Source organism: Luteibacter sp. P4_E6, assembly GCF_056401535.1.
The window spans coordinates 1-16,573 of record NZ_JBFUJE010000048.1; the positions used below are offsets into that span (position 1 = coordinate 1).

General features: G+C 64.2%; 12 protein-coding genes. 4 read left to right on the forward strand and 8 right to left on the reverse strand.

The genetic code is table 11. The annotated features are described in order from the left end of the window. Window positions 1–493: 493 nt before the first annotated feature. From AC1DT2_RS05325 to AC1DT2_RS05335, 3 genes are all read right to left on the reverse strand, one after another. Window positions 494–3,496: a TonB-dependent receptor gene (locus tag AC1DT2_RS05325; protein ID WP_477294904.1), complete on the reverse strand. Its 3,003-nt coding sequence runs from the start codon at window positions 3,494–3,496 to the stop codon at window positions 494–496. 98 nt (window positions 3,497–3,594) lie between these two features. Beyond that, on the reverse strand, window positions 3,595–4,563 hold the full coding sequence (locus AC1DT2_RS05330) for a helix-turn-helix domain-containing protein (protein WP_477294906.1): 969 nt from the start codon (window positions 4,561–4,563) through the stop codon (window positions 3,595–3,597). Between the two features lie 19 nt (window positions 4,564–4,582). Continuing rightward, a complete protein-coding gene (locus tag AC1DT2_RS05335) occupies window positions 4,583–4,870 on the reverse strand; it encodes a hypothetical protein (RefSeq protein WP_063574337.1) in 288 nt (95 codons plus the stop codon). 148 nt (window positions 4,871–5,018) lie between these two features. On the opposite strand from AC1DT2_RS05335, the gene AC1DT2_RS05340 reads away from it, so the two are divergent. From AC1DT2_RS05340 to AC1DT2_RS05350, 3 genes are all read left to right on the forward strand, one after another. Then, window positions 5,019–5,732 (forward strand): response regulator, encoded by a 714-nt coding sequence (locus tag AC1DT2_RS05340; RefSeq protein ID WP_213949851.1) that lies wholly within the window; start codon window positions 5,019–5,021, stop codon window positions 5,730–5,732. Beyond that, a complete protein-coding gene (locus tag AC1DT2_RS05345) occupies window positions 5,732–7,120 on the forward strand; it encodes a HAMP domain-containing sensor histidine kinase (protein WP_063573896.1) in 1,389 nt (462 codons plus the stop codon). The genes AC1DT2_RS05340 and AC1DT2_RS05345 overlap by 1 nt, the downstream gene beginning before the upstream one ends. An 83-nt stretch (window positions 7,121–7,203) precedes the next feature. Further along, complete coding sequence (locus AC1DT2_RS05350; protein ID WP_477294909.1) at window positions 7,204–8,646, forward strand: M20/M25/M40 family metallo-hydrolase; 1,443 nt, start codon at window positions 7,204–7,206, stop codon at window positions 8,644–8,646. A 193-nt stretch (window positions 8,647–8,839) separates the two neighbouring features. Here the strand turns inward: AC1DT2_RS05350 and AC1DT2_RS05355 are convergent, their stop codons facing one another. From AC1DT2_RS05355 to AC1DT2_RS05365, 3 genes are all read right to left on the reverse strand, one after another. Next, window positions 8,840–11,941, reverse strand: coding sequence for an efflux RND transporter permease subunit (locus AC1DT2_RS05355; protein ID WP_477294911.1), 3,102 nt, complete (start codon window positions 11,939–11,941; stop codon window positions 8,840–8,842). Between the two features lie 9 nt (window positions 11,942–11,950). Continuing rightward, entirely contained in the window at window positions 11,951–13,084 is a 1,134-nt protein-coding gene (locus AC1DT2_RS05360; RefSeq protein ID WP_477294913.1) for an efflux RND transporter periplasmic adaptor subunit, read from the reverse strand. Between the two features lie 114 nt (window positions 13,085–13,198). Then, window positions 13,199–13,660, reverse strand: coding sequence for a MarR family winged helix-turn-helix transcriptional regulator (locus tag AC1DT2_RS05365; protein WP_477294915.1), 462 nt, complete (start codon window positions 13,658–13,660; stop codon window positions 13,199–13,201). A 75-nt stretch (window positions 13,661–13,735) separates the two neighbouring features. Between AC1DT2_RS05365 and AC1DT2_RS05370 the strand changes: the two genes are divergently transcribed. Beyond that, window positions 13,736–14,242, forward strand: coding sequence for an O-acetyl-ADP-ribose deacetylase (locus AC1DT2_RS05370; protein ID WP_477294917.1), 507 nt, complete (start codon window positions 13,736–13,738; stop codon window positions 14,240–14,242). Window positions 14,243–14,248: 6 nt separating this feature from the next. Here AC1DT2_RS05370 and AC1DT2_RS05375 read toward each other — a convergent pair whose 3' ends face one another. Then, window positions 14,249–15,931 (reverse strand): BatD family protein, encoded by a 1,683-nt coding sequence (locus tag AC1DT2_RS05375; protein WP_477294919.1) that lies wholly within the window; start codon window positions 15,929–15,931, stop codon window positions 14,249–14,251. 2 nt (window positions 15,932–15,933) lie between these two features. Further along, window positions 15,934–16,573: tetratricopeptide repeat protein (locus AC1DT2_RS05380; RefSeq protein WP_477294921.1), on the reverse strand; the 640-nt coding region annotated here is incomplete at its 5' end.

Below are 16,573 nucleotides of genomic sequence, written 5' to 3' on the forward strand. Positions count from 1 at the left end.
CATTTGATGCCGCTGCGACCTTGTAATGCGAAGTCCCTTGTGGGCTTCTCGATACTCTCCGCAGTGGGCAATGAGGCGGGGGGCCACTCTACAATCGAAGTCAGAATCACTCTGCTTCCAGGAGCCGGCGGCCTCCCCGGGATCTCACTTGCTGCACCTCCCAACGGAAGGCATCCCTAAGATACAAGGAGCCGCTTCAGCGGCGAACCCTCAGCGGTGATATTGCGAATGAGGGTTTGCGTTTCATCGTGGGAGCTGTTCAACCGCTCGCCCAATCACCTCAATGCCTCGTTCGCAAGCGCGACAATCCGAAGGTTCGCCGCTGGAACCTACGCCTGCGCAGCGAGCGATCCGCAAAAAAAAGAGGCCGCCGATTGGGAATCGGCGGCCTATCTGGGGAGACTCGTTATGCCCGGGAGTTGAGCCGTCACCGGCTCGGGCACTTATTATTGGTATTCGGGTAGTTCGTGGTCAGCGTTGAACACGGTCGCTATCAGAAGTCGTAGTTGATGCCAAAGCGGACATAACGCGGCTGGCTGAAGTACGTGACCTTGTCGTAGTTGATATTGGGCGTGGTCGAGCTGCCGGCAATCACGTACGTGGCAGTCGGGACGGATTCGCCCAATGCGTTATAGACCATCACATTGAAGCCAAGTTTCTGGTTTGCCCACATCGGACGATATTCCGCCGAGAGCGAAACAATGTGCTGCCAGGGCTGGCGACCGGCGGCACCCGGTGAAGACGGAAGACCGTCACAGTAGTGGTAGTAGCTGCCGTACCCCACCGGATTGCTTTCATCCGCACCGTAGTAACCCAGGCAGGTCTTCGGCGTGCCAGACATGATCGCGATGTTCGCCGACAGCATCCACTCCTTCGCCGCTTGCCACGAGCCGTAGATCTTGAGTTGGTGCTTGCGGTCGTTGGAGAGCAGGCCGTTGGAATTCTCCATCAGTTTGCCGAAGTCCCAGTCCACCGTCGCAGACACGTCGGTCTGGTCGATATCCGAGCGAACCTGGCCTTCCGTGTCGCCGTAGCTACGCGAGAAGACATAGTCCACCTTGGCCTGCCACGTGCCGTCGAATGGATGCTCGAGGAACGTTTCCAGCCCGTAGTAGCTGCGCTTTGCCTTTGGCATGCCGAAATCGTCCGCCGACACGCTGACGCTGTTGTAACCGCCGGCACCATCCGGGATACGGTAGGTGTTGCTTCGACCCGGGTTCGACAGATAGCAACCATTGAGTTGGCTGGCATCGACGGCGTAGCCGAGCGAGTTCGCCTTGGCGGTGATCGTGTCGGTGTCACAGATATCGTCGAGGATATTGCGCAGCTTACGTACCTGCGCCTTCATGCCCCAGACGTAATCCGGGTTGATCTGCTGCGTAAAGCCCAGCAGATACTCATCCTGGTATTCCGACTGGATGTTGCTGGCGGCGACGGTCTTCGCATCCGGCGACTGGCCGTACTCGTTGTTCGCCGACACCGCGCCACCCGTCGCCGAGGCAAGCTGGGTCAGGCCGGTCGGATTGCCGTTACCGTCGATACCTGTATAGGTGTAGTACTCGTTCGTGTACAGCGAGCCAGCAGCGGCGCGAAGGGCAACCGAAGCAGGCATGGCGAGGTAGTAACGACCGGCATTGCCGTAGACCTTGAGGGTGGAGTCGCCGTTCACGTCCCAGCTGAAGCCGAGTCGCGGAGCCCACTGCGGCTTGGTCATGCGCAGGAAAGCATCTCCGTTCGGGTTGTAATTGGTGAACTGGTCATTGCGCAGGCCGATCTTCACCAGCCAGCGATCATCCACCTGCCAGCTGTCTTCGATGTACTGCGCGCGCTGCTTCACGCGAACCGAGGCGGCGGTATCGTAGAGATACTTCGAGACGTAATAGCCGTCTTCTCCGCCGGCACCGGTATTGGGCGCGGCCACGTAGGGGCTGTCGCTGATCGCGGTGCCCGGGTCGCCGGAACCGTAGTCCCAGGCCGTGGCCGTCTGACCATCGTCGATGTCGTGCGAGTTCAGATTGTCGATACCACCGGTGATCGTGTGGTCGCCGATCTTCCACGAAAGATCGATGCGCAGATTATTCGTCGTTGCCCGGTGGCTCGGGTCGTTGGCCGTCAACACCGTCTGCGAATTGACGATGGGGTTGCCGCCAGTGATGCCGGGGTTCTCGAACTCGGAACCATTGATGTACGTCAGCGTCGGATCGTAGCCGGGTGTTTCGCTGTAGTACTTCATCTTCTGCTTGCCGTAGAGGGCGGTAAGCGTCAGGTCGTCGGTGATGTAGCTGGTGAACTTGGCAACGTAGACATCGGCACTGTCCTTCGTCGACGTGTCGTAGCTGTTCAGGGCGCCGGTGGTGTTGGTTGCATAGTCGTAGTCGTAGAGGTTGCCCTTGTACGAATGCTTCTGCGATGCGCCTGTCAGTTCGAGGATATTGTTGTCGGTGATGTTCCAGTCGACCTTCGAATACCATTTCGGATTGTGATATTCGTACGCCGTGTTGTAAGACGAGGTCACGGCGCCAACGCTGTCACCGACGTTCTTCGATTGCTCGACGGCGGCAAAGAAGAACAATTTGTCCTTGATCAGGGGGCCGCCGACATACGCGCTTTCGGTGGTCGTCCACGACGTGTTGTTCGAGTAGCGACGGTAGATGTCGCCCGCACTGGCACCCGAGACGTAGTACGAGCTCGGACTGACGCCTTCGAGCGAGGCCGGCGACCACTGCACCTGCGCGCCGAAATGCCACTCGTTCGTCCCGCGCTTGCCGCTCTGGCTGATGACGCCGCCGTCGGAACGGCCATAGGCCGCACCGTAGCCGCCACTGAGGATTTCCTCCTGGTCGATGGCGCCGTACGGCAGGCTGATGCCGCCAAAGCCGCTCAGCGGATCCGTCGTGTTGAAACCATTGAGGTAATAGGCGTTCTCGGTGACCGACGAACCGCTGAACGAGACCAGCGAGCCACCCGACGTATTGCCCGTGAAGCCGCTATAACCCGGCACGACACCCGGCGCGAGCAAAGCGATCGCTTCGGCGCTACGCGAGAGGGGAAGCTTCGCCAGCTGCTCGGAGGTGATCACGGTACGCGAGTCGACGCTCGTCACGTCGATGGCCGGCAAGGCATTGGCTGAAACGGTGACCGAGCCGAGGCTCGTGGCGGCCCCGGTAGCGGCGGCGAAGGATACTTCCGTACCCGAACCGACCCGTAGCGTGACATCGTTACGTGCATCGACGGCCTTGCCGCCCTGCATGAGCGCCACGGTGTATGACCCCAGCGGCAGCGAGCCGATGCTGTAGCGACCGTCCGTACCCACCGCCACTTCACGCGTCAGGCCCGACGAGCTCTTCGCCTGTACCGTCTCGCCTTCGGCGGCAGGCGCCTGGCCGAAGATGCTACCGGTAGTCGACTGGGCGATGGCCCCTGCGCTTCCGAGGGCCACGCCGAGCGCAAGGCTGATCCGGCTTAGGCGCACCCATTGAAGTTTATTGATTCGCACTTTTAAACACTCCCCAGAGAACGTGGCAATCCCCACGACCTCAATTTAGTGTTAAGACGACGTTCGCATGCGGCCGAAAGTGCCACGTAACTTGACTATTAATCGGACGTATGGACGTCCGTAATCGCTTTCGCCCTATGACTTCCATCGAGGACAGCCTGGCGGTATCCGCGCGGGGAAACACCGAAAATGTCGCGGAATGAACGACTGAAGTGGGTCATGTCGCCAAAGCCCCAGGACTGAGCTATCTGAGCGATACTGCGGTGACGCAATGCGGGATCCGCAAGTTCACGACGGCAACGCGCGATTCGCTCGGCACGTACCCAGCGCATCAGGGTCAGCTTTTCGTCGGCAAACAGCTCGAAGAGGTAGCTAGGCGAAAGTCCCACGCCAGCGCCGATCATTTCCACGCATAGCTTCGGGTCGGCAAGATGATCCCGCGCGAAGCGGCGTACCTGCTGTTTGTACTGCTGTCGAAGTTGCGATGGCGAAGCCTCCACCGAAACCATCGACTCGAAGGCAGCGGCGAGCATGTGCGGGACGGCATCCGCCACGCGGTCGGCCACGGCCTCGGTGAGCTCGGAGGCATGCGCGAACAGTTCCTGGAAGAGAACGCGCAGATAGCCGACGGCACTGAGGTGTCCGTGAAGGCCGACCGCCGACATCTGGTCCAGCCGCGGCATCGTCTCCCGCAAGGCGGCCAACGGCATGTAGAGCGTCTGTACCGTGGATTGATGGGTCTGCAGGCGAAAGGGACGGGACAGGTCGATCAGGCAGAAATCCCCCGGCGAGATGTCGCCGCGACGACCGTGTTGTTCCACCGATGCGCTGCCCTCCAGGTGGTGACTGAGCAAGGCGGCGCCTCGGTGAATTCGCGCCACGTTGTCGTAGGTCAGGACATGCGGCGCATGGCGGAAGGTCCCCAGCCGAAGGCGCTCCCCGGCGTAGCCGTCGAGCATCACGCTCATGCCTTGCCGCTGGCAGACGCTTTGCCAGAAGGTCCGGGCAGCGACAGTTCCGCCCTGGGCACCCGGGAGCGGCGATGAATCCTGGAACTGGGTCGACAACGGAGGCTAACTCCCTTGATCAGCGGATCGGGCGGCGCGGCGGGGGCCCGCCGTCCGGGCCTGGCGGTGGACCGGGCGGTGCATCGAAGCCCTTGTCGTCCATGCACAGATCCATCAGGTCGGCATCGACGCCGTCATCCGGGTCGTCCGCCTTGCCATCGATGTCGATCCAGCAATCGTCCAGCGCGGCCGCGAGCTGCGGGTCCTGGGGCAGCGGGGCGCGCGGCGGCTCCTGCGCGGCGGCAACCGCCGCTAGCGCCGTGCCGAAAGCGAACAGCAGGGAGGGCAGCGTGGGAAAGGGCTTCATGCGTTGGATATCCATGGACCGACGTTGAAGCCAAACTAAGGGGCGCCCGTCACCACCGGTTGTCCGTGTGTGTCCGGTTTGTGTCGGCTTTTTTGCCGGGCTGACAAACGCGCCGTAGACTGGTCTGGTATCAAGCTATCGCATGGCCATGGATCTCCAGTCGCTCATCCTTGTCGTCGACGACGACCCCGAACTGCGCCGCCTGATCACGGCGTTTCTCGGTGGTCACGGCTATAGGGTGCAGGCGGCTGAGAATGCCCTGCAGATGAACCTGGCGATCGAGCGTGAGCGTCCCGATCTGGTCGTACTCGACGTGATGATGCCGGGAGAGGACGGCCTGAGTGCCGCCCGCCGCCTGGCCGCGGACAAGGGGCCGCCGGTGATCATCCTCAGCGCCCTGGGCGGCGATACCGACCGCATCATCGGTCTGGAGGTCGGGGCCGACGATTACCTCGCCAAGCCCTGCAATCCGCGTGAGCTGCTCGCGCGCGTGCGTGCGGTGTTGCGCAGAACCGGCAACAGCGAACCGGTAGCGGTCGAGGATGCACGCCCCTACGGCTTCGCCGGCTGGCGCCTGGACGTGACCCGCCGCGACCTGCGCGATCCCACGGGCATCTTCATCAACCTGTCCGACGGCGAGTTCGCTCTGCTGCGAAGCTTCGTCGAGCATCCGCAGCGCATTCTCAGTCGCGACCAGCTGCTCGACCTGGTACATGGCGGACGCTCGGAAGTATTCGACCGCGCGATCGACACCCAGATCAGCCGTCTGCGACGCAAACTCAACGACCGCGTGCACGAGGAGATGATCCGCACCGTGCGCAACGAGGGCTACATGCTGGTCCCCAGGGTGTCGCGCCTGTGATGCATCTGTCCCGCCTTTCAATTTTCTCCCGCACGTTCCTCATGATGATCTGCGCGGTACTGGTCGCCGCGGCGATCGGCTTTGCCGTGCTGTTCATCAGGCCACCCTCGCGCCTGTCCGCCGTGAGCCTGTTCGAACTGGCGGCCGTGCTGCAGCCGGAAACCTCGCCCTTCGGCAACCGGCCTTTCGGCGCACAACACCCCTTCCCCGGCGAAGGCGGCCCTCCGCCGGGCGCCGATTTCGACCGCGGCGGCGACGCCGACCTGGAGGTCGCCACGATGCCGGGCCCGCCAAGCGCCCCGGCCTCATTCGACGAGAAAGGTTCCGAACGCATCGCCATGCACGTGGCGGACATGTTCAAGGTATCCAGCGACCAGGTTCGCGTGTTCATTACCGAGCACGACATGCCCGGCGCGCATGGCCCGATGCGCCTCGGTCTCGGAGGCGGCTCGGTGGTCGCTCTGAAGCAAGCGGACGGCCGCTGGCGCGTGGCCACCGTTCCGGTCGAGTCGTTCCCCACCGTGCTCCAACAGCAGGTCTTCCTGTTACTCGCACTCGGCATCCTCGTCCTGCTGCCTCTCGCCTTCCTCTTCGCCCGCGCCCTTGCCGCACCGATCCGGCGTTTTTCAGAGGCCGCACAGCGGCTGGGCAGCGACACCAGCGCGCCGCCCGTCGTGCGCGAAGGGCCGCCAGAGATGCGCCAGGCCGTCGACTCCTTCAACGCCATGCAAGCGCGGATCAATCGCTTGCTGCAGGAGCGGACGCAAATGATCGCAGCGATCGCGCACGACTTGCGCACGCCGCTCACACGTCTCACCTTCCGCCTGGATGGACTGCCCTCGCCGCTCGCGGAGAAAGTCGACGCCGACATCCAGGAGATGAAGGCGATGATTTCCGCCGCGCTCGATTTCATTCGCGACCGTTCCCTCGGTGTGCATCGCCAGCGCCTGGACGTCCGATTGCTGGTAGAAAGCGTCGTCGACGACCTGGCCGACATCGGCCACGACGTGACCGTACAGGAGGGTTCGGCCATCACGATCGAGGGCGACCCGATCGCGCTGCGTCGCGCGGTGGTGAACCTGGTGGAGAACGGATTGAAATACGGTGAGCGCGTGCGGCTGCGACTGCGTAGCACCGGCGACGGCTGCATCCTGGAGATCGACGACGATGGACCGGGTATTCCCGAAGCCATGCAGCAGCAGGTGTTCGAGCCGTTCTTCCGCCTCGAGGCCTCGCGCAACCGCGACACCGGTGGGATCGGCCTGGGACTGGCCACCGTTCGTGCGATCGTCCTGGATCACGGTGGTACCGTGACGCTGCGCAATCGCAAGGATCGCGGCCTTCGCGCCGTGGTGAGCCTGCCCGCCACGGCGCCTCCAGGCAGCTGAGCCTGGCCATCCATGACTTCCTACCTACGCGGGAGCACCCTCGCGTAGGGTCATAATCGACCTTTCCGTCCCCGGGGGTCCCCATGCGCCATACGCTTCGTCTCCACGCGCTCGCCGCGTGCCTTGCGCTCGCCTTTTCCGCCCATGCCGCCGACAAGGCCACGACGATTCCGGACAAGGCCGTGACCGCGGCGACCGAACTGCGCGACCGCGCAATGAACGACAACACGGGCTATGAGTTCGTTTCCGCACTCACCACCGAAGTCGGCCCGCGCCTCGCCGGTAGCTCCGCCGACGCCCGCGGCGTCGCGTGGACCGTCGCGAAGTTCAAGGCAATGGGCTTCGACAAGGTCTACACCGAGAAGGTGAGCTACCCGTTGTGGCAGCGTCGGAGCGAGCACGGTGCGATCGTCGCACCCTTCCCGCAGCCGCTGGCGCTCACCGCGCTTGGCTACTCCGCAGGCACACCTGCCGGCGGCCTCACCGGCGAAGTCGTCGCCTTCAACGACCTTGATGCACTCAAGGCGGCGGATCCGTCGACCGTCAAGGGCAAGATCGTCTACGTCAGCACCCACATGCAACAGCAGAAAGACGGTCACGACTACGGCATGGGCTCGGCCACGCGTACCCACGGCGCCGTGCTCGCTKCCCAGATGGGTGCTGCCGCCTACCTGCTCCGCTCCGCCGGCACCGATGCGCACAGCCGCACGCCGCACACCGGCGTCACCGGTTTCACCGACCCGAAGCAGGCCATCCCCGCCGCCGCCCTCTCACTGCCCGACGCGGACCAGCTGGAGCGCGTGCTGAAGGAAGGCAAGCCGGTCACGCTCAAACTCGATCTCGATGTCGGCTTTGCCGGGACATACGAAGGCGCGAATGTGATCGCGGAAGTCACCGGTCGTAAATACCCGAACGAAGTCGTCGCTATCGGCGGCCATCTCGATTCATGGGACCTGGGCACTGGTGCGATCGATGATGGTGCCGGCGTTGCCATCGCCGCCGCAGCCGCAAAGCTCATCAAGGACATGCCGCAGCGCCCGGACCGCACCATTCGTGTCATCGCGTTCTCGAACGAAGAGATGGGTTTGTGGGGTGGCCGCGCTTACGCCGAGGCCCATGCGAAAGAGGTGGCGAAGTTCCAGCTAGGCACCGAGTCCGACTTCGGCGCCGGACGCATCTGGCGCATGAGCGCGAGCGTGAAGCCGGAAGCCCTCGGCGCAATCCAGCAGATTGCGAAGGTGGTCGAGCCGATCGGTGTCGCTTACGACGCCAGCAAGCCCGGCGGCGGTGGCTCCGACCTGTCGCAGATGCACGGCAAGGGTATGGCCGCCCTGTCGCTCACGCAGGACGGCACGGACTACTTCGACTACCACCACAACGCCAACGACACGCTCGACAAGATCGATCCGAAGGCCCTGGCGCAGAACGTGGCGGTGTATGCGACGTTCGCTTACATGGCGGCGCAGGCGAATGGCGACTTCGGCTCGAAGCCGGGCGCGTTCGCGAAGGATGGCGCGCACGACTGATCCATGCCGAAGCACGCCGCAGCCCTGTAGGAGCCGCTTCAGCGGCGAACCCTCCGCGATGATGTAGCGAGAGAGGCTTTGTGTTGACTCGGGCGACGGTTTAACCGCTTGCGTGATCAGGGCAAAGCCTCAATCGCAGATCGGTTGAGCTGAGGGTTCGCCGCCACAGCCGGCTCCTACAACAGCACTGGCATCAGTGCACTGGATGAGGCTGCAGCTTCTTCGCGGGCGCGAGGCGCTCCTGCAGGCGGTTCATGTAGAGATAGATCACCGGCGTGAGGTAGAGCGTCAGGATCTGCGACACCACGAGGCCACCCACGACGGCAAGGCCGAGCGGCTGTCGTGTGGAGGCACCGGCGCCGATACCGAGGGCGATCGGCAGGGTGCCCGCAAAGGCGGCCGCCGTCGTCATCATGATCGGGCGAAAACGCACACGGCAGGCTTCCGCAATCGCCTCGGACGGCGCGACGCCACCGTCGCGCTGACGCTCCAGGGCAAAGTCGATCATCATGATCGCGTTCTTCTTCACGATGCCCACCAGCATGATGATGCCGACGAAGGCGAACAGGTCCAGCGACGCGTTGAAAATCACCAGCGTCAGCAGCGCACCCACGGCTGCAGCGGGAAGCCCCGAGAGAATCGTCAGCGGGTGGATGAAGCTCTCGTAGAGGATGCCCAATACCAGGTAGATCACGAACACCGCGAGCAAGAGCAGCAGACCCATGCCCTTGACCGAATCCTGGAAGGCCTGCGCCGTGCCCTGCACGCTCCCGCTCAATGTCGGCGGCAGCTTGAGCTCCGTCGTTGCGCGACCGATGCTCGTCACGGCATCACTGAGCGACACGCCCGGCGCAAGGTTGAACGATACCGTCACGGCCGGAAGCTGGCCCTGATGATTGACCGTCAGCACCTGCGGCTTGCGCTCGAAGCTTGCCACGGTATTCAACGGCACCAGCTTGCCGCTGTCTGAGGTGACATAAAGCCTCGACAGCACCGCCGGGTCGTCCTGCATGCGACGCTCGACCTGAAGGATCACCCAGTACTGCGTGGCCGAACCGTAAATCGTCGAGATCTGGTTCTCACCGAACGCCGAACCGAGTGCCGTCTGCACCTGGTCCATCGTCAGCCCCAGCGGCGCGAGCTTGTTGCGATTGACGGTGACGACCATCGACGGACTGTTGAGGTCGAGATCGGTGGTGACGTCCTGGAAGCCCGGCAGCTTCTGGAACGCGGTGACGAGCTTCCCGGACCAGTCGTAAAGCGCATGTAGATCGGTCGACTGCACGGTGTACTGGTACTGCGCCTTCGACTGGCGGCCGCCGACCTGGATCGACGGTGGATTCTGGATATACGTGCGGATGCCCGGCACCTCGGCGAACTTATGCCGCAGTTCCTGGATGATCTGGTCAGGCGTGGTGTGCCCGCGCTCAGCGGGATCCTTCAGCCGGAGCAGCAACGAGCCGGAGTTGATCGTCGCGCGCGCGCCTCCGGCACCCACGCTGGACATGACGCCTTCGATGTTCGGGTCTTTCTGTGCGATCTCCGCTAGCGACTGCTGGCGTGCGGACATCGCGGAAAAGGAAATGTCGGTCGGGCCTTCCGTGGTGACACGCAGCTGACCGCTGTCACCTGCCGGAATGAAGTCCTTCGGCGTGATCACGAACAACACGCCCGTCGCAGCGAGGCTCAGGGCGAACACGCCGACCACGGTTCGCGGATGGCGCATGCACCAGGCGAGCGTACTCGTGTATCCGTTGGTCATCGACGCGAAACCACGATCGAACCAGACGACGACGAAGCTGCGCTTGTCGTGTGCATGCGCCTTGACGAAGCGACTGCACAACATGGGGGTGAGCGTGATCGAAACGAAGCCGGAAATCAGGATGGAAACGCTGATGACGACCGCGAACTCGTGAAACAGCCGACCGACGATGCCGCCCATGAACATCACCGGGATGAACACGGCGACCAGTGACAAGGTCATCGAGAAGATCGTGAAGCCGATCTCGTTGGCACCCTTCACGGCGGCATCGAAGGGTGTCTCGCCGAGCTCGATGTGACGCATGATGTTCTCGAGCATCACGATCGCATCGTCGACGACGAATCCCACCGCGAGGGTCAGGGCCAACAGGGAGAGGTTGTCCAGGCTGTAGCCCAGCGCGAACATCGCACCGAAAGTACCAAGCACCGAGATAGGCAAGGCGACGGCTGGAATGAGTGTCGCCGAGGCATTGCCCAGGAACAGGTAGATCACGATGACGACGAGGATGCCGGCGAGGATCAGGGTGAACTGGACGTCGTGCACCGAATCGCGGATCGAGTCGGAGCGGTCGTACATCACGTCCAGCTTTACCGACGGTGGCAAGGTCGCGCTGAACGCAGGCAGCAGGGAGAGGATCTTGTCGACCGTCTCCACGGTGTTGGCACCCGGCTGCCGTTGAATGGCCAGGGTGATCGCACGATTGCCGTTGTACCAGCTCGCTTTCTGGTCGTCCTGCACGCTGTCGCGCGGCACGGCGATATCGGAGAGCCGCACGGGCGCACCATTTCGATAAGCGACGACGATCTGGCCGTAATCGGCAGCCCGCATCAACTGGCCATCCGACCGAATGGACAGCAGCTGCCGCCGACCATTGAGTGAACCGGTCGCCTTGTTGACATTCGCGGCGGCAATCGCGTCGACCATCTTGTCGACCCCGATGCCCGTCGCGGCGAGCCGGTCCGGATCCACGGCGATGCGCACGGCGTACTTCTGCGAGCCGTACACGCTCACCTGTGCCACGCCATCGACCATCGAGAGCCGCTGCGCCAGCTCGGTCTCGGCGTAGTCATCTACCGTGGACAACGGCAGCGTCGTCGATTGCATGGTGAGGAACAGAATCGGTGCGTCGGCCGGGTTGACCTTGCGGTAGGTGGGCGGCGTCGGCATGTCCTGCGGCAGCTGTCGCTGCGCGGCGGAGATCGCGGCCTGGACGTCCTGCGCCGCGCCGTCGATGCTGCGATCGAGCGAGAACGTCACGGTGATCGTGGTCGAGCCCAACGAACTGGACGAGGTCATCGAGTCGATGCCGGCCACGGTCGAGAGCTGCGATTCGAGCGGCGTCGCCACCGACGACGCCATGGTCTCCGGCGACGCTCCGGGCAATGAGGCACTGATGTTGATCGTGGGAAAATCGACGTTCGGCAGTTCGTTCACGGGCAGCCGCGGGTACGCAGCGATACCGAAGATGACCAGTGCCGCCATCAGCAGCGTCGTCATCACCGGGCGACGGATGCAGAGTTCCGGCAGGTTCATGCGCCTTCCTCAGCCTTTGTCGGCGCGTACGCGCGCACCGTCCACCAGAAGCATCTGCCCTTCGGTGACGACCTGTTCGCCGCCCTCGAGACCCTTGTCGATCACCGCGCGATCGGCCGTGGTCGCTCCGGTGGTGACGCTTCGCTGCTCCACGGTCTTGTCCGCTTTGACGACGAAGACGAACGAGCCCGACGTGGAACTCTGCAGCGCGATCACCGGAACGCTGACCGCGTCCGTAAGACGCGTCGTGGGCAGGGTCACGTCGRCGAACTGGCCGGGCGTGAGCCGACCGTCCGCGTTGTGGAACCGGCCTTTCAGGATGATCGTTCCCGTGGTCGGATCCACCGCATTGTCGATGAACTCGAGTTCGCCCTGCAGCGGTGTGCCCTTGTCGCCGGGAATACTCGCCTGCACGGGCAACGGGCCCTTGCGCACGCTGCTGCGCACGGCGGAGAGGCTGTCTTCCGGAATGGAGAATGCGACACGGATCGGGTCGACTTCGTTGAGCACCACGATGTCGGTCGTGTCGGCCGTAAGCGTGGCGCCGGGGTAGGCCAGCGGGGCGCCGGTCACCCCGTCGAAGGGGGCGCTGATCGTCGTGAAGTCGAGCTGGGTCTGCGCGGCTCTCGCCGCGGCCCGATCGCTTTCCAGTGCCGCACGGGCGACACCGAGGTTGGCCTTGTACAGGTCGTAATCGGCGCGGCTGACGAAGCCCTTGCCAAGCATGTTTTCGTAGCGGGCCAGGTCGGCCTCGGCTTTCACCAGCTGCGCCTGGTCACGCGACACATTGCCCTGCGCCTGGTCGTAGGCGGCTTYCAGCGGCCGCGGATCGACCCGGGCCAGCAGATCCCCTTTTTTGACGTGGGTGCCGGGAGTGAACGCGAGTGCCTCCAGCTGCCCACTGACCCGCGAACGCAGATTGACCGTGGAATACGCTTCGGCCCGACCGATCACCTTCAGCGATAGGTCGATCTCGCCGCGGGTCGCGAGCGCGGTGGTTACCGGCACGCCGGCCGCGGTCTTATCGCCGGGCTTCGGGCCGTCCTTGCCGCCGGCGTCGTGGCGCCAGATCGTCGCGGCAATGGCACCGACGGCGACCAGCACCGCTATGACGAGAAATTTCTTCCCTGGGGAACGTTGCATGTGGGCTCCGGCCGAATCCTGGGGGTCCGGTCGCCGCGCTCGGGAGCGCGGACTGGTTTTGGTTCGGACATCCTTCGTATAAACGCAGGTCGTGGCGTTTGGTTGACCGGCCGGTCAGCTTTCTTCGGACGGGCCGTCGAGGCTCTGGAGGTTCTCTTTCATGCGGTCCAGGACCGCAAGCATCGTGGTCAGGTCATCGGGAGAGATGCCGGCCGTGGCGTCGCGGCGAAGGCCACGGGCGATATCTTCCATGCCATCGATGACACCACGCGCCTGCTCGGTGTCGTGAAGACGCCAGGCGCGCCGGTCCTTCGGGTCGGCGCGTCGTTCCACGAAGCCGGCGGCCTGCAGGCGGTCAATGACGCGTCCCACGGCGATCGGCTCCATGTCCAGCTGTTCAGCCAGTTCGTTCTGCCGCATGCCGGGGCGCCGGTGAAGGGCCTTAAGGGCACGCCACTGGGCACGAGTCAGGCCGAAACGCACGGCTCTGCGGTCGAAGTGCTTGCGAAAGAGCAAGGTAACGTCATTCAGCAGGTAGCCGAACGAGATGTCTTCAACTTTGAGCTGATCGGCCATAACCTGGAGCATGCTGCGAAAGGGAGTACATCCATCGTAGCCAATTGCGGCGCCACCGTCACAGAAGGAGGCGAGATGGCTTTGGAGCTGATCGAGACGGATATCACGCGGCTGGCGGTCGACGCCATCGTGAACGCTGCCAGCGAGTCCCTGCTGGGCGGCGGCGGGGTGGACGGGGCTATCCACCGGGCCGCCGGACCGGCCCTGCTGGCCGCTTGCCGGGCGCTTCCGGAAGTGGCTCCCGGTGTGCGCTGCCCAACCGGGGAGGCCCGTCTCACGGCAGGCTTCGCCCTCCCCGCGCGCTTCATCATCCATACGGTGGGACCCGTGTGGCAGGGCGGTGGCCGGGACGAGGCCGACCGACTGGCCGCCTGCTATAGGAATGTTCTCAAAATGGCAGAGACGCATGGCATCGCGTCCATCGCGTTTCCCGCGATCAGCGCAGGGGTCTACGGCTACCCGGCCGATGCCGCCGCGCGCATCGCGGTCGATACGCTGCGCGCGGCGCCATGGCGTCCTGGACGCGTGGTGTTATGCACGTTCGGGCCGTCGATGACGCAGGCGTACGAGCGACTGCTCTGATCGAAACTACCGGGGATACAGGGGCGGAAGGCCCGACGGCTCCTTTCCATCCGGCAGGGTCGACCAGTCGAATCCCCGTGTGAACGCTGCCTTCAGCACGACGGGGTCGACCGCGCCACCGGCGAAGCGCGCGCGCTGGAGCATGACGATCGCGGCCCGCTGATCCTCTCCGGCCAGCGCCTCCGACAAAGCACCTGTGCTGCGAAGGGACGGCCGTACCGCCTGTGCCCAGGCCAGCAGCAGAGCGTCCAACGTCCCGGCATCAACGGATGTCGAGGAAAGAAACGCATCGCGTGCCGGTCGTTCGCGAACAGGCCCGTGGGACACGGGCGCCGCGGCGTTTGCCGCTGCCGTTGCCGATCCACGGCGCCGACCGAAAAACAGCCATGCCGCGACCGTAGCCAACCACAGCAGCACCGCCGCCAGGAACAGCCAGCGCCACGGCGTGGAAGAAGCTGACGGTGCCAGTGAGGTAGCGGAAGAGGTCGAGGCGGCCGCGGAGGGCTGCGCGACGGATGCGCCCGAGACGGGTGGCGGTGTCGCACCCGCACCGGATGCCACCTCGATATCGTGGGCGGGCACCGTGGCGACTTCCGGCTTGTCGGTCACCACGTTCCACCAGTGCAACGTGGTTTCGGGAATGTGCAGCGTTCCGCTGCGCGTCGGCACGACGGCGAAACCCTGCTGGCGACGACCGGTTATCCATGCCCCGTTGCTGCCACCACCCGTGACGGCTTTGTCCGGATAGACGTCCGCGCCGTCGATCCTGGGCAGCGAGAGCGCGGGCAACGCTTCGAAAGGCATGCCGACGGCGTCGAGCCGCATCRTCAACGTGATCGGCTGGCCGACGCGCCCCTTGCCATCGGCCGGCAGGCCTTCGAGGGAGAGCCTGAGCTCGCGCGCCGGAATCCAGGCGGCGTCCGGTGCCGACGCCGGACGATCGCGAACCGTCACACGCAGCCGCTCGGCCACGGCGCTGACCGGCGCGCCGGCACCGAAGAACGAGCCCCCATCGGATGGATCGATCGCCGTTCCCTGGAAGGTCGGTGGCTGGATATCCAGGCTGCCTGCGCGCTGCGGGAAAATGGCGTAGTGACGTTCGAGGACATTGAATCGCCGACCGCCACGCATGGCCTGGTAGTTCGCGTCCTGTCCCACGCGACGGACCTCGGCACCTTCCGCCGCAGGATCGCCGAGTTGACCGTCAGCGAGGTTCACCGCGAGATAAAGACGCAGCGTGTAGTCGATCTGTTGCCCGACATAGGCCTGCGTCGGCTCGGCCTTGCCTTCGAGCACGACCGGACGATCGGCGGCGGGTGCACTCGTGTTCGATGACGTCGCGACATCGAGCGGTACCGGCTGGGTGCGTTGACCGCCGACGACGAGGGCCGGGATCGTGACATGCCCCTCGCGGCGCGGACTCAACGAAACGCCAAGAATGGTGTGGGCTTCGCGACGTCCGTTGACGATGCTGAGGGAGTGGTTGGTCGACGTGCCCAGGATCACGAAGTCGTTCTGTAGCGGCGACAGGTCCGGTTCGTCCACGGACTCATCGCCAATCTCGATATTCAACGTCACCGTCTCGCCGACGCCCACGCTGCTGCGATCGAGCGAAGCGACCGGCGGCGCGGATTGCGCCATGGCCATCGAGGGGATCGCTAGCGCAAGGACCAGCAACAGGTAACGCATCGTCACTCCTCCGGCTCGGCGCCGTGACGACGCTGGTATTCGAGCATGAATTTTCTTCGCAGCAGGCCACCGGGATCGTCGGGGACGCGCATCAGCGCGCGGCGCACGTCGGCCGGCAGCTTCGACGAGGCGTCTTCGGCGGAGAGCTCGCCGAGGTCGTGTCCCTTGTCATCGGCCGGCTTGCCTTTCTTGCCGGCAAGCGCCGCATCCATCTGCTGTTTCAACGCGGCCTGGGCCTGTGCAGCCTGCTGGCGCTCGGCAGCGGACTTGGCTTCCGCATCGCCCTGGGGCGCCTGGGATTTGCCTGGCTCCTTGCCCTTGTCGCCACCTTCGCCTTCGCCGGTCTTGTCCTGTGAACCCTGTTGTTTCTGCTGTCCGTCCTTGCCATCGGCGCCGGGCTGCTGACCTTGCTGACCCTGTTCGCCCTGCTGGTCCTTGCCCTGATCGCCCGATTGGCCCTGCTTCTTGTCTTGCGGGCTTTTTCCGCTCTGCCCTTCGTCTTTCTTGTCCTGCTTCTGCTTCTGCTTCTGCAGAAAATCCGCAACCGCCTTGCGATTCGCCGCAGCATCCGCGTTGCCTGGATTCACTTTCAGGGCACGGTCGTACGCGGCAAGCGCATCGTCGTAGCGCTCTTGTTTGGCC